General features: G+C 70.6%; 25 protein-coding genes. 11 read left to right on the plus strand and 14 right to left on the minus strand.

The annotated features are described in order from the left end of the window. Nucleotides 1–58: 58 nt before the first annotated feature. Nucleotides 59–550, minus strand: coding sequence for a pyridoxamine 5'-phosphate oxidase family protein (locus AB0F29_RS26245; RefSeq protein WP_361876503.1), 492 nt, complete (start codon nt 548–550; stop codon nt 59–61). Nucleotides 551–658: 108 nt separating this feature from the next. Then, complete coding sequence (locus AB0F29_RS26250; protein ID WP_007447175.1) at nt 659–1,318, minus strand: response regulator transcription factor; 660 nt, start codon at nt 1,316–1,318, stop codon at nt 659–661. A 347-nt stretch (nt 1,319–1,665) separates the two neighbouring features. Between AB0F29_RS26250 and pdhA the strand changes: the two genes are divergently transcribed. The 3 genes from pdhA to AB0F29_RS26265 are packed head-to-tail and all read left to right on the plus strand — an operon-like array spanning nt 1,666 to nt 5,290. Then, nucleotides 1,666–2,826, plus strand: a complete 1,161-nt coding sequence (pdhA, locus tag AB0F29_RS26255; protein WP_361876506.1) for a pyruvate dehydrogenase (acetyl-transferring) E1 component subunit alpha — start codon at nt 1,666–1,668, stop codon at nt 2,824–2,826. A 2-nt stretch (nt 2,827–2,828) separates the two neighbouring features. Then, nucleotides 2,829–3,809, plus strand: coding sequence for an alpha-ketoacid dehydrogenase subunit beta (locus AB0F29_RS26260; protein ID WP_361876509.1), 981 nt, complete (start codon nt 2,829–2,831; stop codon nt 3,807–3,809). 11 nt (nt 3,810–3,820) lie between these two features. Next, a complete protein-coding gene (locus tag AB0F29_RS26265; protein WP_361876511.1) occupies nt 3,821–5,290 on the plus strand; it encodes a dihydrolipoamide acetyltransferase family protein in 1,470 nt (489 codons plus the stop codon). A gap of 59 nt (nt 5,291–5,349) precedes the next feature. Here the strand turns inward: AB0F29_RS26265 and AB0F29_RS26270 are convergent, their stop codons facing one another. Further along, complete coding sequence (locus tag AB0F29_RS26270) at nt 5,350–5,793, minus strand: ATP-binding protein (RefSeq protein WP_361876514.1); 444 nt, start codon at nt 5,791–5,793, stop codon at nt 5,350–5,352. Between the two features lie 211 nt (nt 5,794–6,004). Between AB0F29_RS26270 and AB0F29_RS26275 the strand changes: the two genes are divergently transcribed. Both AB0F29_RS26275 and AB0F29_RS26280 read left to right on the plus strand, forming a co-directional pair. Continuing rightward, nucleotides 6,005–6,889: a helix-turn-helix transcriptional regulator gene (locus tag AB0F29_RS26275; protein ID WP_361876517.1), complete on the plus strand. Its 885-nt coding sequence runs from the start codon at nt 6,005–6,007 to the stop codon at nt 6,887–6,889. Further along, nucleotides 6,886–7,071 carry a DUF397 domain-containing protein gene (locus AB0F29_RS26280; RefSeq protein ID WP_361876520.1) on the plus strand — a complete coding sequence of 62 codons (186 nt, stop codon included), beginning with the start codon at nt 6,886–6,888 and terminating at the stop codon, nt 7,069–7,071. Before AB0F29_RS26275 ends, AB0F29_RS26280 begins: the two co-directional genes overlap by 4 nt. 81 nt (nt 7,072–7,152) lie before the next feature. Here the strand turns inward: AB0F29_RS26280 and AB0F29_RS26285 are convergent, their stop codons facing one another. The 3 genes from AB0F29_RS26285 to AB0F29_RS26295 all read right to left on the minus strand — a co-directional run bounded on the left by AB0F29_RS26285 (nt 7,153) and on the right by AB0F29_RS26295 (nt 9,990). Then, nucleotides 7,153–8,052: a D-alanyl-D-alanine carboxypeptidase gene (locus AB0F29_RS26285; protein ID WP_018957246.1), complete on the minus strand. Its 900-nt coding sequence runs from the start codon at nt 8,050–8,052 to the stop codon at nt 7,153–7,155. Nucleotides 8,053–8,201: 149 nt separating this feature from the next. Then, nucleotides 8,202–8,675, minus strand: coding sequence for a hypothetical protein (locus AB0F29_RS26290; RefSeq protein WP_361876523.1), 474 nt, complete (start codon nt 8,673–8,675; stop codon nt 8,202–8,204). A 4-nt stretch (nt 8,676–8,679) separates the two neighbouring features. Continuing rightward, a complete protein-coding gene (locus AB0F29_RS26295) occupies nt 8,680–9,990 on the minus strand; it encodes an AAA family ATPase (protein WP_361876526.1) in 1,311 nt (436 codons plus the stop codon). Between the two features lie 101 nt (nt 9,991–10,091). Here AB0F29_RS26295 and AB0F29_RS26300 point away from each other — a divergent pair, with 101 nt between their 5' ends. Next, nucleotides 10,092–10,775 carry a GntR family transcriptional regulator gene (locus tag AB0F29_RS26300; RefSeq protein WP_361876528.1) on the plus strand — a complete coding sequence of 228 codons (684 nt, stop codon included), beginning with the start codon at nt 10,092–10,094 and terminating at the stop codon, nt 10,773–10,775. Further along, nucleotides 10,772–12,079, plus strand: coding sequence for an MFS transporter (locus AB0F29_RS26305; protein ID WP_361876531.1), 1,308 nt, complete (start codon nt 10,772–10,774; stop codon nt 12,077–12,079). The genes AB0F29_RS26300 and AB0F29_RS26305 overlap by 4 nt, the downstream gene beginning before the upstream one ends. Before the next feature lie 140 nt (nt 12,080–12,219). Here the strand turns inward: AB0F29_RS26305 and AB0F29_RS26310 are convergent, their stop codons facing one another. After that, nucleotides 12,220–13,044, minus strand: coding sequence for a maleylpyruvate isomerase family mycothiol-dependent enzyme (locus AB0F29_RS26310; RefSeq protein ID WP_361876533.1), 825 nt, complete (start codon nt 13,042–13,044; stop codon nt 12,220–12,222). Between the two features lie 219 nt (nt 13,045–13,263). On the opposite strand from AB0F29_RS26310, the gene AB0F29_RS26315 reads away from it, so the two are divergent. Then, nucleotides 13,264–14,055, plus strand: a complete 792-nt coding sequence (locus AB0F29_RS26315; RefSeq protein WP_361876536.1) for a carbon-nitrogen family hydrolase — start codon at nt 13,264–13,266, stop codon at nt 14,053–14,055. Between the two features lie 104 nt (nt 14,056–14,159). Then, entirely contained in the window at nt 14,160–14,546 is a 387-nt protein-coding gene (locus AB0F29_RS26320; RefSeq protein WP_361876539.1) for a hypothetical protein, read from the plus strand. Between the two features lie 88 nt (nt 14,547–14,634). On the opposite strand, the gene AB0F29_RS26325 is transcribed toward AB0F29_RS26320, so the two are convergent. Beyond that, nucleotides 14,635–15,126 (minus strand): LURP-one-related family protein, encoded by a 492-nt coding sequence (locus AB0F29_RS26325; RefSeq protein WP_361876542.1) that lies wholly within the window; start codon nt 15,124–15,126, stop codon nt 14,635–14,637. A 64-nt stretch (nt 15,127–15,190) separates the two neighbouring features. Here AB0F29_RS26325 and AB0F29_RS26330 point away from each other — a divergent pair, with 64 nt between their 5' ends. Beyond that, nucleotides 15,191–17,008 (plus strand): thioredoxin-like domain-containing protein, encoded by a 1,818-nt coding sequence (locus AB0F29_RS26330; protein WP_361876545.1) that lies wholly within the window; start codon nt 15,191–15,193, stop codon nt 17,006–17,008. A 64-nt stretch (nt 17,009–17,072) separates the two neighbouring features. Here AB0F29_RS26330 and AB0F29_RS26335 read toward each other — a convergent pair whose 3' ends face one another. The 6 genes from AB0F29_RS26335 to AB0F29_RS26360 form a co-directional block, all read right to left on the minus strand. Next, nucleotides 17,073–17,807, minus strand: coding sequence for a DUF4232 domain-containing protein (locus tag AB0F29_RS26335; RefSeq protein WP_361876548.1), 735 nt, complete (start codon nt 17,805–17,807; stop codon nt 17,073–17,075). Nucleotides 17,808–17,986: 179 nt separating this feature from the next. Beyond that, entirely contained in the window at nt 17,987–20,740 is a 2,754-nt protein-coding gene (locus tag AB0F29_RS26340; protein ID WP_361876550.1) for a BTAD domain-containing putative transcriptional regulator, read from the minus strand. Nucleotides 20,741–20,946: 206 nt separating this feature from the next. Continuing rightward, nucleotides 20,947–21,168, minus strand: coding sequence for a DUF6458 family protein (locus tag AB0F29_RS26345; protein WP_361876553.1), 222 nt, complete (start codon nt 21,166–21,168; stop codon nt 20,947–20,949). A 101-nt stretch (nt 21,169–21,269) separates the two neighbouring features. Further along, nucleotides 21,270–22,568, minus strand: coding sequence for a M18 family aminopeptidase (locus AB0F29_RS26350; RefSeq protein ID WP_361876556.1), 1,299 nt, complete (start codon nt 22,566–22,568; stop codon nt 21,270–21,272). Nucleotides 22,569–22,628: 60 nt separating this feature from the next. Continuing rightward, the gene (locus AB0F29_RS26355) at nt 22,629–23,255 is read right to left on the minus strand and encodes a Uma2 family endonuclease (RefSeq protein WP_361876557.1); all 627 of its coding nucleotides are present in this window, start codon (nt 23,253–23,255) and stop codon (nt 22,629–22,631) included. Nucleotides 23,256–23,364: 109 nt separating this feature from the next. Beyond that, complete coding sequence (locus AB0F29_RS26360; RefSeq protein WP_018957230.1) at nt 23,365–25,191, minus strand: acyl-CoA dehydrogenase; 1,827 nt, start codon at nt 25,189–25,191, stop codon at nt 23,365–23,367. 167 nt (nt 25,192–25,358) lie between these two features. Here AB0F29_RS26360 and AB0F29_RS26365 point away from each other — a divergent pair, with 167 nt between their 5' ends. Beyond that, the gene (locus tag AB0F29_RS26365; protein WP_007447855.1) at nt 25,359–25,826 is read left to right on the plus strand and encodes an SseB family protein; all 468 of its coding nucleotides are present in this window, start codon (nt 25,359–25,361) and stop codon (nt 25,824–25,826) included. Nucleotides 25,827–25,972 lie beyond the last annotated feature (146 nt).

The raw sequence follows: 25,972 nt of genomic DNA on the forward strand, positions 1-25,972 counted from the left end.
CGGCGGAGTTGCGGTCACGCCCGGAGGTGCGCTAAGGCCGTCTGGAAGCCTGGCTGCCTCAGAACTTCAGCGTGTGCTCCGTGACGAAGTGCGGATCGACCCGGAGATAGGCCGGCGCGAAGGGCTCCCCGTTGACGGAGACGGGCGCGGCCCCGAACAGCCGCTCCTGCTCGGGGCAGGGGTGCACGATCTCGGCGGGGCCGGTGAACTGCACCGACCACAGGTCGCCGCCGTCGCCGGAGGCCGTGTCGTTGTAGTTGTCCGCGCCGTACGCGACGACGCTCCCGTCGCACGCCTCGTGGTGGCCGAAGCCGCTGTGCATCCGCAGCAGGATGCGGCCGTCGCACACGATGTGCCGGGCCACCGTCAGGAACGGCAGGGCCCGCATGCTGGTCGCGAGGCGGCCGTACGGGACGCGGCGGAGCAGTTCGATGGGCTCCGCCCTCCGGATCGGCTCGGCCCGCCCGATCGTGCCGGTCGCGGGAGAGCAGAGCGTGCCGGCCGGGGCCCGCCGGACCGTCCCGGTCGCGGGGAGTTCGTCGAAGGACATGGATTCCACTGTCCCCCGGCCGTAGGGGCCGCGTAAGAGTCGCCTGCCCCCGGTGGTCCGGGACCAAAGTCCCTGCGGAGCGGGGAGACTCAGCGGCGCTCGGCAGACTCAGCGGCGCTCGGCCTGGAGCCGCGCGACGTACGCGGCGGCCTGCGAGCGGCGCTCCATGCCCAGCTTGGACAGCAGGCTGGAGACGTAGTTCTTGATGGTCTTCTCGGCGAGGTGCAGGCGCTCCCCGATGACCCGGTTGGTCAGGCCCTCGCCGATCAGGTCCAGGATCTTGCGTTCCTGTTCGGTGAGGCCGGCGAGCTTGTCGTCGCCCTTGCCGCTGCCGCCGTCGCGCAGCCGCTCCAGCACCCGGGCGGTGGCCACCGGGTCCAGCAGGGATTTTCCGGCCGCCACATCCCGTACGGCATTCAGCAGTTCATTGCCGCGGATCGCCTTCAGCACATATCCCGAGGCGCCCGCCATGATCGCGTCGAAAAGCGCCTCGTCATCGGCGTACGAGGTGAGCATCAGGCATTTGATGTTCTCGTCCTGGGAACGGACTTCCCGGCACACCTCCACGCCGCTGCCGTCCGGCAGCCGCACGTCGAGCACCGCCACATCGGGACGCGTCGCCGGGATCCGCACCAGGGCGTCCGCGGCCGTACCGGCCTCGCCGACGACCTCGATGTCCGCCTCGACGGAGAGGAGCTCATGGACGCCGCGCCGGACGACCTCGTGATCATCGAGCAGAAATACCGTGATTTTTCCATCTTCGCGCACGATCGCAGTCTCACACACTCGCCTCCCCTCCGCTCTTCCCTGGCGCTGATCCGCGGGATAACGTGCCGTTGTTCCGGCGGCCCGCAAGGCTGCTTTCAGTGCCCTGACCAGCAGAGGTTCGCGATTTTTTCGATTTACTTGGAAATCCAAGCAAAATCGCAGGTCAGATAGGGTTTCGCAGTTCTGCGACGCTGTGGGTAACGTGCCTATGACAGGGCACTCGCCGGGGCACCTGTCACGCCTGACTCCGGCCCACCGGCACCCACCCCGTGCACGGCTCCGGATCCAGGCGAGCCGCACTGGTCCCCGGCAGACCCCGGGGGCCGGACCGACGGAGGAGCACGCACGTGACCGTGGAGAGCACTGCCGCCGCGCGTAAACCGCGACGCGCCAGTAAGCGGACCAGCGCCGCGAAGAAGCCGCAGAGTGCCGAGCCCCAGCTCGTACAGCTGCTGACGCCCGAGGGCGAGCGCGTCGAGCACCCGGACTACAGCATCGACCTGAGCGCCGACGAGCTGCGCGGCCTGTACCGGGACATGGTCCTCACCCGCCGCTTCGACGCCGAGGCGACCGCCCTCCAGCGCCAGGGCGAGCTGGGCCTGTGGGCCTCGCTGCTCGGCCAGGAGGCCGCCCAGATCGGCAGCGGCCGGGCCCTGCGCGACGACGACTACGTCTTCCCGACCTACCGGGAGCACGGGGTCGCCTGGTGTCGCGGCGTCGACCCGACCAACCTGCTCGGCATGTTCCGCGGGGTGAACCACGGCGGCTGGGACCCGAACAGCAACAACTTCCACCTGTACACGATCGTCATCGGCTCGCAGACGCTGCACGCCACCGGCTACGCCATGGGCGTCGCCAAGGACGGCGCGGACTCCGCCGTGATCGCGTACTTCGGTGACGGGGCCTCCAGCCAGGGCGACGTCGCCGAATCGTTCACCTTCTCCGCGGTCTACAACGCCCCGGTCGTCTTCTTCTGCCAGAACAACCAGTGGGCCATCTCCGAGCCCACCGAGCGCCAGACCCGCGTGCCGCTCTACCAGCGCGCCCAGGGCTACGGCTTCCCCGGCGTCCGGGTCGACGGCAACGACGTCCTCGCCTGCCTGGCCGTCACCCGCTCCGCGCTGGAGCGCGCGCGCCGGGGCGAGGGCCCGACCCTCGTCGAGGCGTTCACCTACCGCATGGGCGCCCACACCACCTCCGACGACCCGACGAAGTACCGGGCCGACGAGGAGCGGGCCGCGTGGGAGGCCAAGGACCCGATCCTGCGGCTGCGCGCGTACCTGGAGAAGGAGAAGCTCGCGGACGAGGCCTTCTTCACCGCGCTGGACGAGGAGAGCGAGACCCTCGGCAAGCGGGTACGGGAAGCGGTGCGCGCGATGCCCGACCCGGACCCGATGGCCCTGTTCGAGCACGGCTACGCCGACGGCAACTCCCTCGTGGACGAGGAGCGGGCCCAGTTCGCCGCCTACCAGGCATCGTTCGCCGATTCCGCCGAGGAGGGCAAGTAGCCATGGCCGTGGAAAAGATGTCCATCGCGAAAGCGCTCAACGAGTCGCTCCGCCTCGCCCTCGACAACGACCCCAAGGTCCTCATCATGGGTGAGGACGTCGGCAAGCTCGGCGGCGTCTTCCGTATCACCGACGGACTCCAGAAGGACTTCGGCGAGGACCGGGTGATCGACACCCCGCTCGCCGAGTCCGGCATCGTCGGCACGGCGATCGGCCTGGCCCTGCGCGGCTACCGCCCGATCGTCGAGATCCAGTTCGACGGCTTCGTCTTCCCCGCGTACGACCAGATCGTCACGCAGCTCGCCAAGATGCACGCCCGCGCGCTCGGCAAGATCAAGCTGCCGGTCGTCGTGCGCATTCCGTACGGCGGCGGCATCGGCGCGGTCGAGCACCACAGCGAGTCCCCCGAGGCGCTCTTCGCGCACGTCGCGGGGCTGAAGGTGGTCTCGCCGTCCAACGCGAGCGACGCCTACTGGATGATGCAGCAGGCCGTCCAGAGCGACGACCCGATCATCTTCTTCGAGCCCAAGCGGCGTTACTGGGACAAGGGCGAGGTCGACACCGAGTCCATCCCCGGCCCGCTGCACAAGGCCGTGACCGTCCGCGAGGGCAGTGACCTCACGCTCGTCGCGTACGGGCCGATGGTGAAGGTCTGCCTGGAAGCGGCCGCGGCCGCCCAGGAGGAGGGCAAGTCGATCGAGGTCCTGGACCTGCGCTCGATGTCCCCGATCGACTTCGACGCCATCCAGAGGTCGGCGGAGAAGACCGGCCGGGTCGTGGTCGTCCACGAGGCGCCCGTCTTCTACGGCTCCGGCGCGGAGATCGCCGCCCGGATCACCGAGCGCTGCTTCTACCACCTCGAAGCGCCCGTGCTGCGGGTCGGCGGCTACCACGTCCCCTACCCGCCGGCCCGGCTGGAGGACGAGTATCTGCCCGGCCTGGACCGGGTGCTCGACGCCGTCGACCGCTCGCTGGCGTTCTGAGGAGAGGGTTCGTGACGACGATGACCGAAACGTCTGCTCGTTTCCGTGAGTTCAAGATGCCCGACGTGGGCGAGGGACTGACCGAGGCCGAGATCCTCAAGTGGTTCGTCCAGCCCGGCGACACCGTCACCGACGGCCAGGTCGTGTGCGAGGTCGAGACCGCGAAGGCGGCCGTCGAGCTGCCGATCCCGTTCGACGGGGTGGTGCACGAGCTGCGCTTCCCCGAGGGCACGACCGTCGACGTCGGCCAGGTGATCATCGCGATCGACGTGGCCCCGGGCAGCGGCGACGCGCCCGCCCCGGCCGCCGCCCCGGCCCAGGAGCCCGTGGAGGAGCCCGAGGCGGAAGCCGAGCCGAAGGGCCGTACGCCGGTCCTGGTGGGCTACGGAGTCGCCGAGTCCTCCACCAAGCGCCGCCCGCGCAAGGGGGCGACGGCCACTCCGGAGGCCGCCGCCGTCGCGGCGGCGGTGCAGGCCGAGCTGAACGGGCACGCGGCGCCGGCCGCTGCTCCCGCTGCCACTGCGCCTGCGCCCGCTCCCGCGCCTGTGGCCGATGCTCCGGGCGGCGGCCGTCCGCTCGCCAAGCCCCCGGTCCGCAAGCTCGCCAAGGACCTCGGCATCGACCTGGCGACGGTGGTGCCGACCGGCAAGGACGGCGTCATCACCCGCGAGGACGTCCACGCGGCGGCGGCCCCGGCCGCGACGCCTCCGGTGGTGGCTGCCCCGGCCCCCTCGCAGGCGGCCTCCGAGGCCCCGGCAGCCGCCGTGGCCTCCGCCTCCGCCCGGGAGACCCGTATCCCGGTCAAGGGCGTCCGCAAGGCCATCGCGCAGGCGATGGTGGGCAGCGCGTTCACCGCGCCCCACGTCACCGAGTTCGTCACGGTCGACGTGACGCGCACGATGAAGCTCGTGGCCGAGCTGAAGGAGGACAAGGACATGGCGGGGGTGCGGGTCAACCCGCTCCTGATCATCGCCAAGGCCCTCCTCGTCGCGATCAAGCGGAACCCCGAGGTCAACGCCGCCTGGGACGAGGCCAACCAGGAGATCGTGCAGAAGCACTACGTCAACCTGGGCATCGCGGCGGCCACCCCGCGCGGTCTGATCGTGCCGAACATCAAGGACGCGCACGACAAGACGCTGCCGCAGCTCGCGGCGGCCCTGGGCGATCTGGTCACCACGGCCCGGGACGGCAAGACGTCCCCGGCGGCGATGGCGGGCGGCACGGTGACCATCACCAACGTCGGCGTCTTCGGCGTCGACACCGGTACGCCGATCCTCAACCCGGGCGAGTCCGCGATCCTGGCGGTCGGCGCGATCAAGCTCCAGCCCTGGGTCCACAAGGGCAAGGTGAAGCCGCGTCAGGTCACCACGCTGGCCCTGTCGTTCGACCACCGCCTGGTCGACGGCGAGCTGGGCTCCAAGGTGCTGGCCGATGTGGCGGCGATCCTGGAGCAGCCGAAGCGCCTGATCACCTGGGCGTAACTGCTTTTCCCGGTGGGCCCGTACGTTTCTCCGTACGGGCCCACCGGCATGCCCGGCCCTCACCGCACGGCTCGCACGGCGAGTTCGGCGTACACGGTCTTCCCCACCGTGCGCGGCTCGACGCCCCAGTCGTCGGCGAGCTGCGCGACGATGAGGAGCCCGCGCCCGTAGCAGTCGTCGGCGTCGGGCCGCCGGACGCTGGGCAGCCGTTCCCCGCGCGGATCGCTGACGGCGATACGGAGTGCGCTCGCGGTGAGGGCGAGGTGGACCCGGAAGAGCCGCCCCCGGATCGCCCCGTGCAGCAACGCGTTGGTGGCCAACTCACTCACCAGGAGCGCCGCGTCACCGGCGAGCGCGGGGTGCCCCCACTGGAGGACGAGCCGGGCTGCGCGGTGCCGGCTGCGGACGACGCTGTGCGCGGTGGGCGTGTAGTCGACGCGGTCCTCGCGGAGGAGGGGGGTGGGGGTGATTGCAGGTACGGGGGTCTCCTGGGCTGCGGACATGAGTGCGTGCCTCCGGGTGGGGTGGGCGGTGGCGATGTCGCTGCTGCGGTGGGCAGGGCGGTGCTCTTCCGCCGTATCGGTTCCGCTGTGCAAGTGGCGGAGTACCGAAAGTATTGGCCCTTCAGGAGGCGATGCAAGTGAAACGGAGACAATTGTCTCCAACGAGTGGCGGCGGTCGACGGCTCGCCCCGGGAGGCGGGACACTGGAGCCGTGAATCCAGCGACACCGCAAGGAAACCGTTCGTCAACTGTCCTGGGGCGCAGACTCGGTAGCGAGCTGCTGCGCCTGCGGGACGGGTCCGGGAAGACGCAGCAGCAGGCCGCCCAGGTCATCAGCGCGACCAACTCGAAGATCGTGAAGATGGAACAGGGCTGGGTTCCCATGAGGGATCCGGACATCCGGGCCCTCTGCGACTTCTACGGCTTGGAGGACCCGGACCAGGTCGGGCGGCTGCTGGAAGTCGCCCGGTTGGACCGGGAGCGCCGCAAGGCGAAAGGCTGGTGGGTCACCTCGCTGACGCAAGGGAGTCTGCGCGAGTACATCGCCATGGAAGATGTGGCCCTGAGGCTGCGGACCTGGCAGCTTGCTCTGATTCCAGGCCTTTTCCAGACGCCCGATTACATGCGTGCACTGTCGGTCGCCGCCGTCTCGCCTGACCGGATCTCCGAAATCGAGAAACTGGTGGACGTACGACTACAGCGCCAGCGGCGGGTGCAGGGAGACGAGCCTCTGAACATTCACGCTGTGATCTGGGAGGGCGCTTTGCGCCAGATGATCGGTGGCCCGCAGGTCATGCGCCAGCAGCTGGAGCACTTGCGGGAGTTGGCAGAGCAGCCCAACATCGACGTGCAGGTCCTGCCGTTTCGGGCGGGAGTGCACTCGTGCGGTGGCGGGCCCTTCAACATCCTCTCGTTTGCCGAGTCGGGCGCGCTCGACGTGGTGCACATGGATGGTCTGCGCTCGACCAATTGGGTCGAGGGTGCTGAAGAGAGCGCGGCCTACACTGATCTGTTCGCGCGAACGTGCACTACGAGTCTGTCGCCGTACGACTCATCGCGATTCATGGAAAGCATCGCCAAGGGGATGAACGAGTGAGCGAGTTCCGCTTCGAGAAGTCCAGCTACAGCGAGCCGAACGGCGAGTGCGTCGAGGTCGCCCGCAACATCCCCCGTACCGTCGCCGTCCGCGACTCCAAGCGCCTCGGCGGCCCGGTCCTCACCCTCGCTCCCGCAGCCTGGGACGCCTTCACGGCCGACCTGCGCCGCCGGCAGCCGTAAGCCGTAGGAACGGGCGAAGGGGCCCGGCCCGCACACACCGTGCGGGCCGGGCCCCTTCGCCGTACAACGCGTACGTGCGGGCTACTTCTTGAACCCGTAGTCCATCAGCTTCTTCGCGTCGGCGGTGCGGTTCGCCTCGGAGGACGACGTGAGCACTGTGCCGATGACCGTCTTGCCCTTGCGGGTCGCGGCGAAGACCAGGCAGTACTTGGCGGTCGGGCCGGAGCCGGTCTTGACGCCGACGGCACCGCTGTAGCTGCTGAGCAGCTTGTTGGTGTTGCTCCACGACATGTAGCGGTAGCCACCGCTCTTCGTGGTCACCTTCTGCTTTGTCGACTTGGTCTTGACGATCGAGCGGAACGTGGAGTTCTTCATCGCCTTGCTGGCGATCTTCGTCAGGTCACGCGGGGTCGAGTAGTTGTTGCCGCCCCCTATGCCGTCGAACGAGTCGAAGCGGGTGTTCTTCAGCTTGAGGCTCTTCGCCGTGGCGTTCATCTTGCCGATGAACGACTTCACGCGGGCCGCACGGGTCTTGCCGGAGCCGAACTTGTCGGCCAGGGCGTACGCGGCGTCGCAGCCGGAGGGGAGCATCAGGCCGTAGAGGAGCTGGCCCACGGTGGGCTTGTCGCCGACGATGAGCCGGGCGGACGAGGCGTTCTTCTTGACGATGTAGTCGCTGTACGCCTTCTGGACCGTGACCTTGGATTTCAGGTTCACGTTCTTCTGCGACAGGACCACCAGCGCCGTCATGATCTTGGTGGTGGAGCCCGTGGCACGCCGGGTGTCCGCGGACTTGGTGAAGAGGGTCTTGCCGGTGCCGTTGTTCATCACGAAGCCGCCCTTGGCGACGATCTTCGGAGTCGGCGGCGTGGCGGCGTGCGCCGTGGAGGCGAAGGCGCTGCCCGCGAGCACCGCACCGGCGGTGAGCGTCACGGTGGCCGTGACGGTGACGCGATTGATGCGCTTGATGCCGATATTCAACTGAACGCTCCAAATGCCCCTGATATGCGGCCACATAAGGGTGCCGCTCGGAGGTGAGACTCCTGAGAGCGGGCAATGGATGTGTTACTGATCGGGTGAATTTGCGCAGGCTTGACCATGGGCCTCAGGGCGTTGCCGTAGGCGCTGGGTCAGGCGTAGGAGGAGAGGAGTTCGTCGAGCGTCCAGATCGTGGCCCGTACCCCGGACGTACGGGCGAGATACCGGTCCCGCTCGATGAGGATGTTGAGGTCGCCGCAGCCGAGCTTGTTGCAGGCGTGCTCGATCAGGCTGCTTCCGGTGCTGCCGCCGTCCACCAGGGCCCGGAGATGGGCAGCGTCCCACTCGACCTCGTTGAGCGCCCAGGGCGCTGTGCCCTCGATGACGGTGGTCAGGACCGCGCTGAGCCGCTCCGCGCAGGAGCGACGCGCACGGCCATCGGAGACCTGGGCGATGTGGTTGCCCGTCTCGATGATCGCGGTCACCGGCAGCAGGAGGTCCGTGTCCCGGCGATCACGTTTCCTCTTCAGCTCGTCGATGACCCGCTTGCGGTCCTGACACTTGCCGGGGACCTCCAGGAGATTGCACAGGATCGACGTGTCGACGAACTCCACCCCCCGAGCCACGGGCTCACCCGATCCCGAGGAGTCGGTCGAACTCGGCGTAGTCCTGTTTGCCGCGTTCTTCCCGCACCAGCCGGCCGCGGGTCACCACGTCACCCAGCGGGCCCGCTCCCATCGCCGTGGCGTAGCCGTCCAGCTCGGTGAGCCTCGTCAGGAGGCTGGCACCCGTCTTCCGGTCCCGAGAGCAGACGATGACGCCTTGGTGATCGTCGCCACTGAGGGCGGAGAGCAGGGCCGGACTGTGCGTGGTGATGAGGACACGCGTCGTGCTCTCGGCCGCCGCTCCACGGACGAGCCGCAGGACTTCCGCCGCTTGGGAGGGGTGCAGCCCGTTCTCCAGCTCCTCGATGACCAGAGTGAGTGACCGTAGATAGTCGCCCTCCGGCGCGGGTCCCAGATCCAGCCCGTCCCCACCGGTCAGCAGCGAAGTCGTGACCGCGAGAAACCTGAGCATGCCGTCACTCATCTCGCGGGCGGGAGTGAGCCCCAGCGGCCCCTCGTCGAGCGCGAGCATGACGTCACCGAGCTCCGACCTGGTGACGGCCAGCCGCTCGATATCGTGATCGGCCAAGCCTCGGAGGAGGCCGACGAGGCTCTCGAAAGTCTCCTCGTCGTGCCGTTTGATGTTGCCGATCGCAGCGGAGAGGTTCTCTGCCGTTCTGCGGAGGCGAAAGTCGCGGGCCGGTACGTACTGCCGCATCAGGTGGGGTACGGGATCGAGGTGGAAGGCTCCGCTGAGTGCGTCCAGCAGGGTATCGGCCGCCAGCAGGGTGTCGATCTCGCCATCGCTGTCACCAGGAACGCGCAGGGGCAGCTGCGAAGTCAACAGCCGGGTGCTCCGGAATGAGGCGCTCGGGTTCCGGCCCCGCTTCCCGTTGTGCCAGGAGGCGTCGATGTCCGCGCGGTGCGGGATCGGTTCTCCGCTCACGAGGAGAGGGCGTGTGCCGCTCGCGGTCGGACCGGTGAGCCGTTCCTCGATGATCTGGACCTCTGGGTCCACCTGAATCGTCACATCGAGCGTGATGGGCCCGTACTCCGTGCCGACGGTGCAACCCAGCACGAACCGGTCCGAGCCGTGCGGCACGCACCCGCCCAGTCCGCCCCGCACCGGACCCGACCCGCTGTACCGGCTCTCCAGGGCCTCGGTGATGTCGTCGCCGCGCGCCAGCCGGGAGAGGACCTCCAGCCCGTCCAGCGCGTTCGACTTGCCGCTGCTGTTGCGCCCGATGAGGACGGTGAGGGGCGCCAGCGGAAGCACCGCGCCGTGGAAGCTCTTGAAAGCGGTGAGACGTACCTCTTCGATGGCGTGACCTGTCACCCGCTCAACGTAACGCAAGGGGCGCGGCGCGGGCAGCCGCACGCCGGTCCAGAATCCGGACGGGGGCCGACATGCGTGCATGTTGTATCTATGCTGTGCGCATGCCTGCCGCACCCTCCGCCCCCGTACAGCCGCCGACCGCCTCCCTCAAGCGCCCGCCCGCCGCCGAGCGCGTCTACACCCACATCAAGGAAGCCGTCCTCGACCGCCGCTACGAGGGCGGGACCCTGCTCACCGAAGGGGATCTCGCGGACGCGGTCGGCGTCTCGCGGACGCCGGTGCGCGAGGCGCTGCTGCGGCTGGAGGTGGAGGGGCTGATCAAGCTCTACCCGAAGAAGGGCGCGCTCGTCCTGGCCGTCTCCGCGCAGGAGATCAAGGACGTGGTGGAGACCCGGCTGCTGGTCGAGGAGTTCGCCGCGCGCAAGGCGGTGCCCGCGTCTCCGCAGTTGATCGCCCGGCTGGAACAGCTCCTGGAGGAGCAGCGGCAGTTGGCGGAGGCCGGGGACCTGGCCGCCGTGGCGGTCAAGGACCGCTGTTTCCACGCCGAGATCGTGAAGAACGCCGGCAACGAGATCCTCTCCCGCCTCTACGACCAGCTGCGCGACCGTCAGCTGCGGATGGGCGTCGCGGTGATGGAGGCCCACCCGGGCAGGATCGAGGCCAACATCACCGAGCACGGTGAGCTGCTGGACGCGATCCGCGCCGGGGACGCCGAAGGGGCGGCCCTGGTCGTGCGCCGTCATGTCGGCCGGGTGCGGGTGCTGGTGCGGGGTGAGGACCGGTGAGTTCGGCCGCCCCCACGCTCTCGCTGCCCGGTGACCCGCCCGGCGGCCGGCGTGCCGGCTGGATCTGGGGCATCGGTGTCGCCGTCTACTTCGTCGCGATCATCTTCCGTACGAGCCTGGGCGTCGCCGGACTCGACGCCGCCGACCGGTTCGACGTCAACGCCTCGGCGCTGTCCACGTTCTCGATCCTCCAGCTCCTCGTCTACGCGGGCATGCAGATACCCGTCGGCCTGATGGTCGACCGGCTCGGCACCAAGAAGGTCCTTACCATCGGGGCCGTTCTCTTCACCGTCGGGCAGATCGGCTTCGCGCTCTCCCCGTCGTACGGCATGGCGCTGGCGGCCCGCGCGCTGCTCGGCTGCGGTGACGCGATGACGTTCATCAGCGTGCTGCGGCTCGGCAGCCGCTGGTTCCCGGCCCGGCGCGGACCGCTGATCGGTCAGGTCGCGGCGCTGTTCGGGATGGCGGGCAACCTCGTCTCGACGCTGTTCATCGCGCGGGCGCTGCACAGCTACGGCTGGACCGCGACGTTCGTCGGCAGCTCGCTGGCCGGTGTCCTGGTGCTGGTGCCGCTCCTGCTGTTCCTCAAGGACCACCCCGAGGGCCACGAGCCGCCGCCCGCCGAGCACGCCGGGGCCGCGTACGTCCGCCGGCAGATCGCCGCCGCCTGGCGGGAGCCGGGGACCCGGCTCGGGATGTGGGTGCACTTCACCACCCAGTTCCCGGCGATGGTGTTCCTGCTGCTGTGGGGGATGCCGTTCCTGGTCGAGGCGCAGGGGCTGAGCCGGGCCACGGCGGGCACACTGCTCACCCTGGTGGTGCTGTCCAACATGGTGGTGGGGCTCGTCTACGGGCAGATCATCGCCCGCCACCACGAGGCACGGGTGCCCATCGCGCTGGGCACGGTGGCCACGACGGCCCTGCTCTGGGCGTCCGCGATCTTCTACCCGGCCGACCACACGCCGATGTGGCTGCTGGTCGTCCTGTGCGTGGTGCTCGGCGCCTGCGGACCGGCCTCGATGGTCGGCTTCGACTTCGCCCGGCCGGCCAATCCGCCCGAGCGTCAGGGCACCGCCTCCGGAATCGTCAATATGGGCGGGTTCATCGCCTCGATGACCACCCTGTTCGCCGTCGGGGTCCTGCTGGACGCCACGGGCGACAACTACCGCGCCGCGTTCGCCTCGGTCTTCGTCCTGGAGGCGCTCGGCGTCACCCAGATCCTGCGGCTGCGCCGCCGGGCGGCGCTCAGGGAACGCGAGCACCACGTGGTGAGCCGCGTCGAGGCCGTGCACGTACCGGCTTAGCCGTCTCCTTCGCGCTCGGCGGCGCGCCCGTCGCCCATGGTCCGGGACGGGCGCCGCCGGGGCGCCAGGGGCGGTGCTACGAGATCACGAGATCACGAGATCACGAGATCACGAGATCACGAGATCACGAGATCACAGGGTCACGGGGTCACGGCGAAGTTGTCCAGGATCGCGGTGCCCAGCTCCTGGTCGCCCTCGACCTTGATCCGGTCGGCGACGGCCGTGTGGCGGACCCGGCCGCAGGCGAGCCGGACGTACGTCTCCCAGTCCACCGACAGGGTCACGGCGGGGCCGAGCGAGGGCGCGCCGTCCACGGAACCGCGGCCCTCCGCGTCGACCCGTACCGTCCGCAGGAACTCCACCGGCCCGTGCACGTCGAAGACGACCGCCGAGTTCGCGGGGGCGCCGGCCTTCTTGGCCACCACCTTCGGCAGCCCGGCGAGCAGCATGTCGCGGGTGATCAGTGCGCCGGGGGAGTCCAGGTTGCCGGGCTGCCCGAGCGTGGCGCGCAGGTCCTGTTCGTGCACCCAGACGTCGAAGGCCCGCAGGTTCAGCGCTGTTTCGAGGGTCTGCTCGGCGCCCAGCGGCGCGCGGACCTTGGTCTCGGGGCTGCGCGACTCGTTGCGGATCTGGCGGGCCCGGCGGATGAGGACGTACTCCAGCTCGGAGGTGATCTCCGGGGAGGTGTGGTGCCGCCGGACGTCGACCTGCATCTCCATGTAGCGGGCGAAGTCGCTCTGCACGTGGTAGAGGTCGCGCGGCAGGGTGTGGATCGGCCGGGGATCGCCGAGCATCTCGCACTCCATGCCGATGACGTGCGACACGATGTCGCGCACCGACCATCCCGGGCAGGGCGTTCGGCGGTTCCACTCGCCCTCGGGGAGGGGCTTCACCAGCTCGGCTATCGCCTCGATGGAGTGGGTCGCGGCGTCGGTGTAGGGCTGGAGGCTGGGATGGACGGTCACGGGACCCCTCGTGCGGTTCTGCGGTGCATGGGCTGGAGAGCAGGAGTGCTGGCGGGCGGGCTGGCACTGACGGCGCTGTCGGCGAGCTGCGTGGGAGGTTCGACCGCCGGACCCACCGACGATGGGTCCAAGTTACGCTGCAAGCAGGCACCCCGGCAGTGCTTTCGTGTGACGATCGTAGGCCCGTGTTGACGGCTCGAATGCCAGGACGGTGGTAGTGTGCGCGCCTCTCTCATCCAGATCGCAGTGGACCCGGACGAATCCGTCGATGCCCGAAGGGCGCGAGCGGCCTCGTTGGTAGTCGCCCAGCGCGGCGCTGACCTGGTGGTTCTTCCTGAGCTGTGGCCGGTCGGGGCGTTCGCCTACACCGCCTTCGAGGCGGAGGCCGAGCCGCTGGAGGGCCCCACGCACGAGGTGATGGTGAAGGCCGCCGTCGAGGCCGGGACCTGGCTGCACGCCGGCTCCTTCGTCGAACGGGCGGACGACGGCACCCTTTACAACACCAGCCTGGTCTTCTCGCCCCAGGGCGAGCGCACGGCCGTCTACCGCAAGATCCACCGCTTCGGCTTCGACAAGGGCGAGGCGGTGATGATGGGCGCGGGCGAGGAGCTGGTGACCGTCGCCCTGCCCGACACCACCCTGGGCCTCGCCACCTGTTACGACCTGCGCTTCCCCGAGCAGTTCCGGGGGCTCGTCGACGCGGGCGCCGAGACGCTGGTCGTCGCGGCGGGCTGGCCCGAGCGCCGCCGCTCCCACTGGACGCTCCTGGCGCAGGCCCGTGCCGTGGAGAACCAGGCGTACGTGCTCGCCGTCGGGACGGCCGGCACCCACGGCGACATCCAGCAGGCCGGGCACAGCATCGTCGTCGACCCGTGGGGGGAGGTGCTGGCCCAGGCGGGCGCGGACGAGGAGGTCCTGACCGTCGAGCTGGACCCGGCGAAGGTGCACGAGACCCGGGAGCAGTTCCCGGCGCTGAAGGACCGCCGACTGGGGCTCGCGCCGCCGTTCTGAGGGCTGCCCGGCGCGCGCGGGTGGCCGACGCGGGTGCTCGACGCGGGTGCTCGACGCGGGTGCCCGGCGCGGGCGGCCGGGACGCCCTGTCTACAGTGAGCGCCATGGCTGAACAGGGCGTCGCCGCATCGACGTTGCTCCGTGGCACGGCGGTCTTCGCCGCCTCGGTCACGGTCGTCCTCTACCTCTTCGGCCTCCTCCTCGTGGGCTTCACGGTCAGCGAGGTCGGGTCGGGAACGAACTCGACGCCCATGCACCAGTGCGTGTACGCGCCCAACGTGCCGGAAGGCGCTCACGTGGAGACGCACGAGGTGAGCTACCTCCCGGTGCACATCCTGTGCCGCACCACCGACGGCGGGGAGTTCACCAGTCGGGTCGTCCCCTCCTGGCTCAACCCCACGCTCGCGGTTTCCTTCGCGGCCACCGTCGCCCTCACGGCGGCCGCCTTCGTCCAGGCGGACCGGCGGGCCGCCGCGCGACAGGCGGGATGAGCACCCCCGCCCCCGGCCCTCGGAGTCCTTACGGCCCGTGCCCGTTGTTTCACGTGAAACAACGAACTCCCGCGCGCAGGACAGGCGCTCAGTCCTCGTTCTCCTTGTCCGACAGCACGATCACGCACATCGCCACCGCGATGAGCAGCGCGGTGTCGGCGTCGTCCCGGACGACGTCGATGCCGTACGTGTCCCGGAGGGTCAGCCAGCGGCGCGAGATCTGGGCCAGCAGCTCGCCGTCGTACTCGATGGCGAACTCGCGGTCCAGGATCCTGCCGCTGACGTCCAGCTCCGTGCCGTCCACCAACGTCACCCGGTAGTGGTTGCGGAGCAGCGACAGCCGCTTGCGCCTGACCTTGGCCAGCTCCTCGCCGCCCCGCTCGATGAGCATCGTGTCGCGCAGGCTGACCAGCTTCTGCCGCAGCTCGACCAGGATCCGGCCGTCGGCGTCCTTCAGCTCGAAGGTGTCGCGCAGCCGCATCGCCTTGCCGTCGACCAGGAAGACCTTGCGGCCTCCGTCGTCCTCGATCCAGTAGTCGTCGCCGATGGCGAACAGCCGCTCACGTACGAGAAGTCTCATGCGTCACAGGTTCCCCCGGGGTCCTGCGGAATGCGTGCAGGCGGTCACGGTGTTGACTGGTGGCATGGCATCACGTGCACGCGTCCGCGCCCCCGAACTCATCGGCAAGGGCGGCTGGCTCAATACAGGCGACCGGCAGTACACCCTCGCTGACCTGCGGGGACGCATCGTCATCCTCGACTTCTGGACGTTCTGCTGTGTGAACTGTCTGCACGTCCTGGACGAGCTGCGCGAGCTGGAGGAGAAGCACCGCGACACCGTGGTGATCATCGGCGTCCACTCGCCGAAGTTCGTCCACGAGGCCGAGCATCAGGCCGTCGTCGACGCCGTCGAGCGCTACGAGGTCCACCACCCCGTCCTCGACGACCCCGAGCTGGCCACCTGGAAGCAGTACGCCGTACGCGCCTGGCCGACGCTCGTCGTGATCGACCCCGAGGGCTACGTCGTCGCCCAGCACGCGGGCGAGGGCCACGCGCACGCCATCGAGAAGCTCGTCGAGGAGCTGGAGGCCGAGCACGGGGCCAAGGGCACGCTCCGCCGCGGTGACGGCCCCTACGTGGCGCCCGAGCCCGTCGCCACGCATCTGCGCTTCCCCGGCAAGGCGCTGCTCCTGCCGGACGGGGGCTTCCTGGTCTCCGACACCACCCGGCACCGCCTCGTCGAGCTGGACGCCGACGGCGAGACCGTGCGCCGCCACTTCGGCACGGGCGAACGCAGTCTGCGCGACGGCGGCCCGGACGAGGCCCGGTTCAGCGAACCGCAGGGGCTCGCCGTGCTCCCCGACGGCCGGGTCGCCGTCGCGGACACGGTCAACCACGCCCTCCGCGCCCTGGACCTCGCGACCGGCGTGACCAGCACCCTCGCCGGGACCGGCCGCCAGTGGTGGCAGGGGACGGCGACCAGCGGTCCGGCGCGCGAGGTGGACCTCTCCTCGCCGTGGGACGTCGCCTGGTTCGGCGACCGGCTGTGGATCGCCATGGCGGGCGTGCACCAGCTGTGGACGTACGACCCGGAGAGCGCGACCGTACGCGTCGCCGCCGGGACCACCAACGAGGGCCTGGTCGACGGGCCGGCCGCCGAGGCCTGGTTCGCCCAGCCGTCCGGACTCGCCGTCTCCGCCGACGGGGAGCGGCTCTGGGTCGCCGACTCGGAGACCTCCTCGCTGCGCTGGGTCGACCGTGACCAGCACGTCCGCACCGCCGTCGGCACCGGCCTCTTCGACTTCGGCCACCGCGACGGGGCCGCCGACCAGGCGCTCCTCCAGCACCCGCTCGGCGTGACCGCGCTGCCCGACGGGTCCGTCGCGATCAGCGACACGTACAACCACGCCCTGCGCCGGTACGACCCGGCCTCCGGCGAGGTCACCACCCTGGCCACCGACGTCCGCGAGCCCAGCGACGCGGTGCTGGTCGACGGCGATCTGGTCGTCGTCGAGTCGGCCCGCCACCGGCTGACCCGGCTCCGGCTGCCGGAGGAGGCGGTCCGGGTCACCGACCAGGCGCACCGCACCCAGCGGGCCGCGACCGAGATCGCCCCGGGCACCCTCCGCCTCGACGTCGTCTTCCAGGCGCCCGCGGGCCAGAAGCTGGACACCCGCTACGGCCCCTCGACCCGGCTGCTGGTCTCCGCGACCCCGCCCGAGCTGCTGGCGGAGGGCTCCGGCGCGGGGACGGACCTCGGGCGCGACCTGGTCCTCGCGGACGGGGTCACCGAGGGCGTGCTGCACGTCTCCGCCATGGCGGCGTCCTGCGACGACGACCCGGCCAACGAGTACCCGGCCTGCCATGTGCACCAACAGGACTGGGGCGTCCCCGTCCGCGTGACCGCCGAGGGAACGCCCCGGCTGCCGCTGGTGCTGGCGGGCATGGACGAGCAGGGCTGAGGCAGTCCCCCAGACGGCCGCCATTCCGGCCGCCTCTGGGGTCCGGGTGGCCCGCCCGGGCCGCCTAGAAGTCGTCGGCGCCGTTGCGCAGCTCGGTGGTCCAGTAGCCCGTGGCCCACTTCTGCGGGTTGACGGAGAGGCCCTCGGGGGCGGGGGACCGCACGACCGCCATGCCGCCGCCGTTGGCCTTCAGCGTGACCGTGAACTCCTTCACCGTCTCGGTGCTCTCCTTCCGGCCGCCCTCGGACATACGCACCGCGACATGGGCCGACTGACCGGGCTCCAGGATCACCGGGGCCTCCGGCTTGCTCTTGGCGACGGGCGGGACGATGCCCCGCGCGTTGTCCAGGAAGTGGATGTGCGGGTACTCCTTCATCTCGCAGCCGGCGCCGGAGGTGTTCTTCGCGCTCAGTGTGAGGTGGGTGTACGGCGGGCCGTCCTGGCGCTCGGCGGTGATCGTCAGCCCCTTCGCCGTGCACAGGGGGGTGGAGGCCTTGGGGGCGGAGTCCTTGGCGGACGTGCCGCCGGTGGTTCCGGAGCCGTCGGAGCTCTGGGTGGTGCCCGCGGCCTGCGCGGTACCGGTGCCCCCGCCGGTGGAGCCCGTGGTGCCTGACTCCGCCGCGTCGTCGCCGGTCTTCCCGGCCTCGGCGGCCGACGCGGCGACGGTCGCGGAGCCGACGGTCGCCGGGCCCTCCGACCGGGTGCCGGTGCCGTCGTCACCGCAGGCGGTGAGCGTGAGAGCGAGAGCGGCCGTGGTCGCGGCGGCCAGGACGGTGGTGCGGTCGCGGAAGGTGCGCATGGAGGTTCCCCCGAGGTGACGGTGAGGCGGACGCCCGGTCAAGACGCTCGCCCGTGAGCGGCTTACGGGAACGACTCTGCCCGCCGCCGCTCACGTAGCGCTGCTGTCCCACTGACGTCCTGCTGACGTCGGGCCCCAGGGCCGGAACTCCGCTCGGGCCCCCAGGGCCGGGATTCCGCTCAGCTCTCCTCGGCGAGCCGTCGCAGCGCCTCGTCGTGCCGCCGCCGGAACTCCGCCCGCGCGGACACCCGCAGCAGCGCCTCCAGGGCCCGTACGGCCCCCTCGTCGTAGCCGTCCCGCTCCGCCTCCTGTGCGGCCCGGTCCAGCAGCCGTACGCCGTCCTCCTCGTCGCCCAGCGCCAGCCGGGCCTCGCCGCAGACGGCCAGCAGCAGGGAGCGGCGCGCCGCCTCCTCGTGCTCGGGTCCCAGATCGAGCGCGGCCCGGGCACAGGAGAGGGCCTCCTCGGGGCGGTGCGCGGTGAGGTGCATCCGGGCGAGGTGCTGGAGCGCGAGCGTCTCCGTGTGCCGGTCGCCCTCCCGGCGGGCCAGTTCGGCGGCGCGCGCGCAGTTCTCCAGCGCGGTGGGCAGTTCGCCCAGTTCGGCCTGGACGACCGCCAGGTTGATCAGCGCCGTCGCCTCGCCCAGCGGGTCGTCGGCCTCCCGGGCGAGCGCGGGCGAGCGCTCCAGCAGCGCGGCGGCCTCGGCGGTGCGGCCCTCCTCCGTCAGCACCCAGCCCAGCAGGGTGCGCACCCTCGACTCCGCGTACGCGTCCTTCTCCGCGCGTGCCGACTCCAGGGCCAGTTCCAGCAGCGGGGACCAGCCGTCCCGCGCCCGCCACACCATCTGCGGCCACTGGAGCAGAATGATCCGCCAGGCCCGGTCGTCGAGCCCCGCCTCCCGGGCCGCGAGGGCCGTCAGCGCCAGGTCCTCGCGCTCGGTGGCCAGCCAGCGCATCGCCTCCGCACGGTCGGCGAAGTCCTGTACGGCGCTGGGCCGGCGGTAGTCCTCCGGGAGCACGAAACAGGGTTCGCCGCCGGGCTCCGCCGTGTCGGCGGCGGCCAGGGCGGTGGCGATGCAGTGGTCGAGCACCCCGATCAGGGCCTCGCGCGCGGACGCCGGGTCCAGGCTCCGGGCGTAGAGGCGCACCAGGTCGTGCAGGACCCAGCGCCCGGGGGCGGTCTCGGTGACGAGGTGGGCGGCGGCCAGTCGCTCCAGCGCCGCCCGCGCGGTGACCGGGTCCGTCCCCGCGAGCGCGGCCGCCGCGTACGGGTCGTAATGGCCGCCCGGATGGTGTCCGAGCCGCGCGAGCTGGTGGACGGCCCCGGGCGGCAGCTGCTGGACGGTGAGCCGCAGCGCGGCGGCGACCCCGGTGTCGTCCACGTCGAGATACGCCAGCCGGCCGCGCTCGTCGGCCAGTTCCCCGGCGAGCGTGGCCAGCGTCCAGCCGGGCCGTCCCGCCAGGCGGGCCGCGGTGACGCGCAGGGCGAGGGGCAGTCCGCCGCACAGCTCGGAGAGCCGACGGGCCGCCACCGGTTCGGCGAGGACCCGCTCCTCCCCCAGTACGCCGGCGAGCAGCGCCGTGCCGTCGTCGGTCTCCAGGGTGTCGAGCGGGACCGGCCGGGCGGCGTCCGAGGCGATCAGCCCCTCCAGCCGGTGGCGGCTGGTGACCAGCGTGACGCAGTCGGCACCGCCCGGCAGCAGGGTCCTGACGGTGGCGGAGTCGCGCGCGTTGTCCAGGACCACCAGCAGCCCCCGCCGGGCGGCCAGCGACCGGAACAGGGCGGCGGCGGCCGGCACGGACTCCGGAACGCGGCGCGGGGAGACGCCGAGCGCGAGCAGGAACTCCCGCAGGACATCGATGAGCGCGGGCTCCCCGGCCGTGCTGAACCCGCGCAGATCGGCGAAGAGCCGCCCGTCCGGGAAGAGCGCGGGGTTGCGGTGCGCCCACTGGAGGGCCAGCGCGGTCTTGCCGACCCCGGCAGGACCGGTGACCAGACAGACGGGCGCCTCGCCCGCCGCCGACCGGCTGAGCGCGGCCAGTTCGGCGGCGCGCCCGTGGAAGCCGCGGGGCGCGCGCGGCAGCAGATCGACGGGGTGCGGTTCGCCGCCGGGCGGCCCCCCGCCGCCGGTCCGGCCCCCGTCACCGGGCGAGGGAACGGCGGCCTCCGAGGGAGCGGTGGCGGTGGGCGGCCCGGGAGCGCCGCGCAGGATCAGCGCGTAGGCGTCGGCGAGCTCGTGCCCCGGGTCGATGCCCAGCTCGTCGGCGAGGAGCCGCCTCGTACGGTGGAAACGGTCCAGCGCATCCGACTGACGCCCCGCCCGGAACAGCGCCAGCATCAGCTCCGCGGCCAGCGACTCGCGCAGCGGATGCGCCGCCGCCTCCGCCGTCAGCAGGGCGGCGGCCCGGTGGTGCTCCCCGAGCGCCCCGTAAGCGCGGGACAGCTGTTCGACCGTCGCCAGCCGCGATTCCTCCAGGGAGTGCGCGGCCACCCGGAGCGGCGGGCCGGCGAACGCCCCGCTGAGCGCGGGGCCCTGCCACAGGGACAGGGCCTCCTTGAGCATCAGCGCGGCGTCGGCGGGGCCGCGCTGCTCCCGTGCCAGCGTCAGCAGTTCCTCGAACCGCTGCGAGTCCAGCAGCGTCTCCGGTGCCCGCAGCACGTACGCGTCGCCGAGGGTGGCCAGCTCCACTCCGTAGGCCTCCGCGTCCGCGCCCGCCAGCAGGGCGCGCAGCCGGGAGACGTGCCCCTGGATGACGCCACGGGCCTGGGACGGCGGCTCGTCGTCCCACAGGCATTCCGTCAACCGCCCGATGGAGACGGGCGTGTTGGCGGACAGCAGCAGAGCGGCGAGCAGACTGCGCCGTTTGGCCGGCCCCAGTGGCAGGGGCCCGGTGAGCGTTTCGACGGAGACCGTGCCGAGCAGCCGGAACTCCACGGGCGGCTCCCCTTCCCGGCGCGTCGCGCCCACGGTGGGGGCGCGGGATCCGAACCAGAATATCGGGGATTCCGCAGGTCCCGCGCAGAGCCGACCGAGCCGGTGACGGCTTTCGGCCGTCTCCGCGGGCCGACTGTCGCACGGGCCGTCAGCGGTGGTGGGGGCGGGCCCTCAGCGGTGGTGCGGGCCCGCCGTCGTGCGGGCCGTCAGCGGTAGCGCTGTTCGTCGTCCGATACGACGGTGGTGGTGGGCGGCACGACCATACGGCGGCGCCGCGCGATGCTCATGTAGACGAAGACCCCCACGAGGCCGACGAGCATCATGATCCAGCCGACCAGGTCGACGTTGACGGTGTCCATCTGCCAGTCGGTGGCGAACGCCAGGATCGCGCCCGCGCCGATCAGCAGAATGCATCCTCCGAGTCCCATGAATCACGCCTCCTCGACCGCCCGGTCAGTCCGGGCCGGTGTACGGGTCGCGTACCCGGCCCGGCAACAACCATGTGTGCGAGGGCGGTTCGGCGGGCGGGTCAGCCCGCGAGGAACGAGGCGAGCGCGTTCGCCAGCAGATACGGGTCGTCGGCGCCGCACAGCTCACGTGCGCTGTGCATCGAGAGGATCGCCACGCCGATGTCCACGGTCTGGATGCCGTGCCGGGCCGCGGTGATCGGTCCGATCGTGGTGCCGCAGGGCATCGCGTTGTTGGACACGAAGCTCTGCCACGGCACGCCCGCCTTCTCGCAGGCCGCGGCGAACACCGCACGGCCGCTGCCGTCGGTGGCGTACCGCATGTTGACGTTGACCTTGAGGATCGGCCCGCCGTTGGCGACCGGGTGGTGCGTCGGGTCGTGCCGCTCCGCGTAGTTGGGGTGCACGGCGTGGCCGGTGTCGGAGGAGAGGCAGACCGTGCCGGCGAAGGCGCGGGCGCGGTCCTCGTACGTGCCGCCGCGCGCGAACACCGAGCGCTCCAGCACCGAGCCCAGCAGCGGCCCGTCGGCCCCGGTGTCCGACTGGGAGCCGTTCTCCTCGTGGTCGAAGGCGGCGAGCACCGGGATGTACGGGATGTCGGCGTCGTTCTGCCCGGCGACGGCGGCCAGGGCGGCGGTCGCCGCGTGCACCGAGAGGAGGTTGTCCATCCGGGGCCCGGCCACCAGCTCCCGGTCCCGGCCCAGGTACGAGGGCGGCTCGATGGCGTGCGGCATCAGGTCCCAGCCGGTGACGTCCTCCGCGTCGACGCCCGCCTCCTCGGCGACGAAACGGATCAGGTCGCCCTCCTCGACCTCGCCGAGCCCCCAGATCGGCTGCATGTGCTTCTGCCGGTCGAGCTTGAGCCCCTCGGTGTTGGCCGACCGGTCCAGGTGCACGGCCAGCTGCGGCACCCGCAGCAGCGCCCGGTCGATGTTGACCAGCCGGTGGGTGCCGTCCCGCAGCGAGATCCGCCCGGCCAGGCCGAGGTCCCGGTCGAGCCAGGTGTTCAGCAGGGTGCCGCCGTAGACCTCGACGGCGATCTGGCGCCAGCCGTGCGCCCCGGTGTCGGGCAGCGGCTTCACCCGCAGGTTCGGGGAGTCGGTGTGCGCCCCGGCGATCCGGAACGGGGTGTGCGCCTCGGCGCCCTCCGGCACGTACCAGGCGACGATCGCCCCGCCGCGCAGCACGTACTTCCCGCCGGCCGACGCGTCCCAGGCGGCGGTCTCCTCGACCTGCCGGAAGCCGGCCTCCTCCAGCCGCGAGGCGGCGTTCGCCACGGCGTGGTACGGGGACGGACTGGCCGCCAGGAAGGACATCAGGTCATCGGTGTGCGCGCGGTCGAACCGGAGAGGGGAACTCATGTTCTTCACTGTAACGAGGACTCGGGGTCCGGTATCCGGTGACCGGGGAGATCGGTGGCCCTACAGCTCGTCGATCGTGGTCAGGTCGATGTCGATGTCGTACGGGGCGGAGAGCTTGAGCCGGTCGTGGTGGACGCCGGTGGAGACGTACGTCTTGTTGACCGGGTCGAGCTCGTAGGTGATGACCATGGGACGGTGGCCGTCGCCGATCATTTCCACCAGCCAGAAGTGCTTGATGCCCGCCGCCGCGTACTTGTGCGGCTTGGTGTCCCGGTCACGGTCCTCGGAATCGGGCGAGACGACCTCGACGGCGAGCAGGACGTCTGCGGCCCGGTAGCGCGTCTGGAGCTGGTCGCCGTCCGCCTCCGCCGACACCACCACCAGATCCGGCTCGGGCACACTCCGCTTGCCCAGGACGACCGCCATCTCCCGGCGCACGCGCAGGTGGCCGGGGACATGGACGCGCAGCCCCTGCTCCAGCAGATACATCGCCAGCGTGTGGAACTTCCGCTGCGGACTCACGAAAACCAGGCTCCCGTCGATCAGCTCTGTGTGCGGCGGGAGGTCGTCAAGCGTGAAGAAATCGTCCACGGTGTAGCCGTCCGGTGGCGGGACCGGCCACCCGGTGTTGGTGCGCCGCTGCTGCGACGCTTCGGACTGTGCCTCGGCGGTCATGGTTCCTCCCATGGAAGGGATCCTGGCCCGTGCACTCAGCGTACCCAGCTGATACGACAGCGCCGCCACCCGAACGAATTCCGGATGGCGGCGCGTGTTGACGAAACAGGCGAGCGATTCCCTAGAACGCGGCCTCGTCCAGCTCCATCAGGGAGTTGTCGATCGACTCGGCGAGCGCGCGCTCGGTCGAGACGCCCGGCAGGACGTTCGCGGCGAAGAACTTCGCGGCGGCGATCTTGCCCTGGTAGAAGGGGACGTCCTTGGCGGAGGCGGTCGGCAGCTTCTCGGCCGCCACGGCCGCGCCCTTGAGCAGCAGGTAGCCGACGACGACATCGCCGGAGGCCATCAGCAGGCGGGTCGTGTTGAGGCCCACCTTGTAGATGTTCTTGACGTCCTCGCCGGTCGCGGTGAGGTCGGTGATCATCGTGCCGACGATCGCCTCCAGGTCCACGGCGGCCTTGGCGAGCGAGTCCAGCGCCGGGGCCAGCTCCTCGTTGCCGTGGGCGCCCGCCAGGAACTTCTTGATCTCCTCGGAGAGCGTGTTGAGCGAGGCGCCCTGGTCGCGGACGATCTTCCGGAAGAAGAAGTCCTGGCCCTGGATCGCCGTGGTGCCCTCGTAGAGGGTGTCGATCTTGGCGTCCCGGATGTACTGCTCGACCGGGTACTCCTGGAGGTAGCCGGAGCCGCCGAAGGTCTGGAGCGACTGCGCGAGCTGCTCGTAGGACTTCTCGGAGCCGTAGCCCTTCACGATCGGCAGCAGCAGGTCGTTGAGGCCGTTGAGCGCCTTGGCGTCCTCGCCCGCGGCCTCCTGCTCCTGGATCGCGTCCTGGACGGAGGCGGTGTACAGCACGAGGGAGCGCATGCCCTCGGCGTACGCCTTCTGCGTCATGAGCGAGCGGCGCACGTCGGGGTGGTGCGTGATGGTGACCTTGGGCGCCGTCTTGTCCATGAAGTTCGCCAGGTCGGGACCCTGGACGCGCTCCTTGGCGTACTCCAGCGCGTTCAGGTAGCCCGCGGAGAGGGCGGCGATGGCCTTCGTGCCGACCATCATGCGGGCGAACTCGATGATGCGGAACATCTGGCGGATGCCGTCGTGCTTGTCGCCGATCAGCCAGCCCTTGGCGGGGTGCTGGTCGCCGAAGGTCATCTCGCAGGTGTTGGAGGCCTTGAGGCCCATCTTGTGCTCGACGTTCGTCGCGTAGACGCCGTTGCGCTCGCCCAGCTCGCCGGTGGTCCAGTCGAAGTGGAACTTCGGGACCATGAAGAGCGAGAGGCCCTTGGTGCCGGGTCCGGCGCCCTCGGGGCGGGCCAGCACGTAGTGGATGATGTTCTCGGACATGTCGTGCTCGCCCGAGGTGATGAAGCGCTTCACACCCTCGATGTGCCAGGAGCCGTCCTCCTGCCGCACGGCCTTCGTCCGGCCGGCGCCGACGTCGGAGCCGGCGTCCGGCTCGGTCAGCACCATCGTCGAGCCCCACTGCTTCTCGACGGCGATCTCCGCGATCTTCTTCTGCTCGTCGTTGCCCTCGTCGAAGAGGATGCCGGCGAACGCCGGGCCGGAGGAGTACATCCACACGGCCGGGTTCGAGCCGAGCAGCAGCTCCGCGTAGCCCCAGATCAGGGAGCGGGGCGAGGTGGTGCCGCCGATCTCCTCGGGGAGGCCCAGGCGCCAGTACTCGGAGTCCATGAAGGCCTGGTACGACTTCTTGAAGCTCGCCGGGACCGGGGCGGTCTTCGTCTCCGGGTCGAAGACCGGCGGGTTGCGGTCGGCGTCCGCGTAGGACTCGGCGAGCTCGTTCTCCGCGAGGCGCGCGACCTCGTCCAGGATGCTCTTCGCGGTGTCGACGTCCATCTCACCGAACGGACCGGTGCCGTACACCTTGTCGCGCCCGAGGACCTCGAAGAGGTTGAACTCGATGTCGCGGAGATTCGACTTGTAGTGCCCCATGGGAAGGCTCCGTAATCAATAGCAGTGGCGCACAGCGCCCCGGGGAGTGATGCGGGTCGGGCGACAGGCAGGCGTAGGTCCATCAGCTGACCTCTACGATGATGCTACCCGTCAGTAATAAGGCGCAACCCCTCAAGCCGTAGATGTGTCCGATTACTCTTTGCAGCATGTACGGCTACGACCAGAACCCTGGTGCTCAGCAGCAGATGGGTCAGATGGGCCAGATGGGTCAGATGGGCGGCGGCTACGGGGAGCAGCCGCTGTATCCCGAACCGTCGCCGCCCTCCCTGGCCGACGCGGTACGGGCCTTCACCACCGGCTCCCTCTCCGCCGAGGACTTCCAGCAGATCTTCGCCACGTCGAAGGTCTACTGCCCGCGCGGCGACAACCCGGGCTTCCTCGCGCTGCACAACACGCAGCAGCCGGTGATCCCGATGTTCACCACGCTGAAGGAGCTGCGGCTGTACGCGGGCAAGGAGTCCAAGTACTTCGTGATCACCGGGGCCGAGGTGATCGACCTGCTGCCGACGGGGTACGGCTTCGTCCTGGACATGGAGGGTGATCACCGGATGGTCTTCGACGCCAAGGCCGTCGAGCAGATGGTCGACTTCGCGATGCGCCGTATGTACGGGTAGGCGCCTACGTGGCGGGGTGACCTTCGTGGCGGGGTGACCTTCAAGTGGGTCGCTGACCTGCTGTTTCGTTGTTCGGGCGTGGGTCCGTGCCGAAAGCGGCGCGGGCCCTTTTCGCTGTCGGGGTCACGGGCGGGCCCACCGGTGTG

The organism is Streptomyces sp. NPDC026589 (assembly GCF_040638385.1).
Taxonomy (GTDB): Bacteria; Actinomycetota; Actinomycetes; order Streptomycetales; family Streptomycetaceae; genus Streptomyces.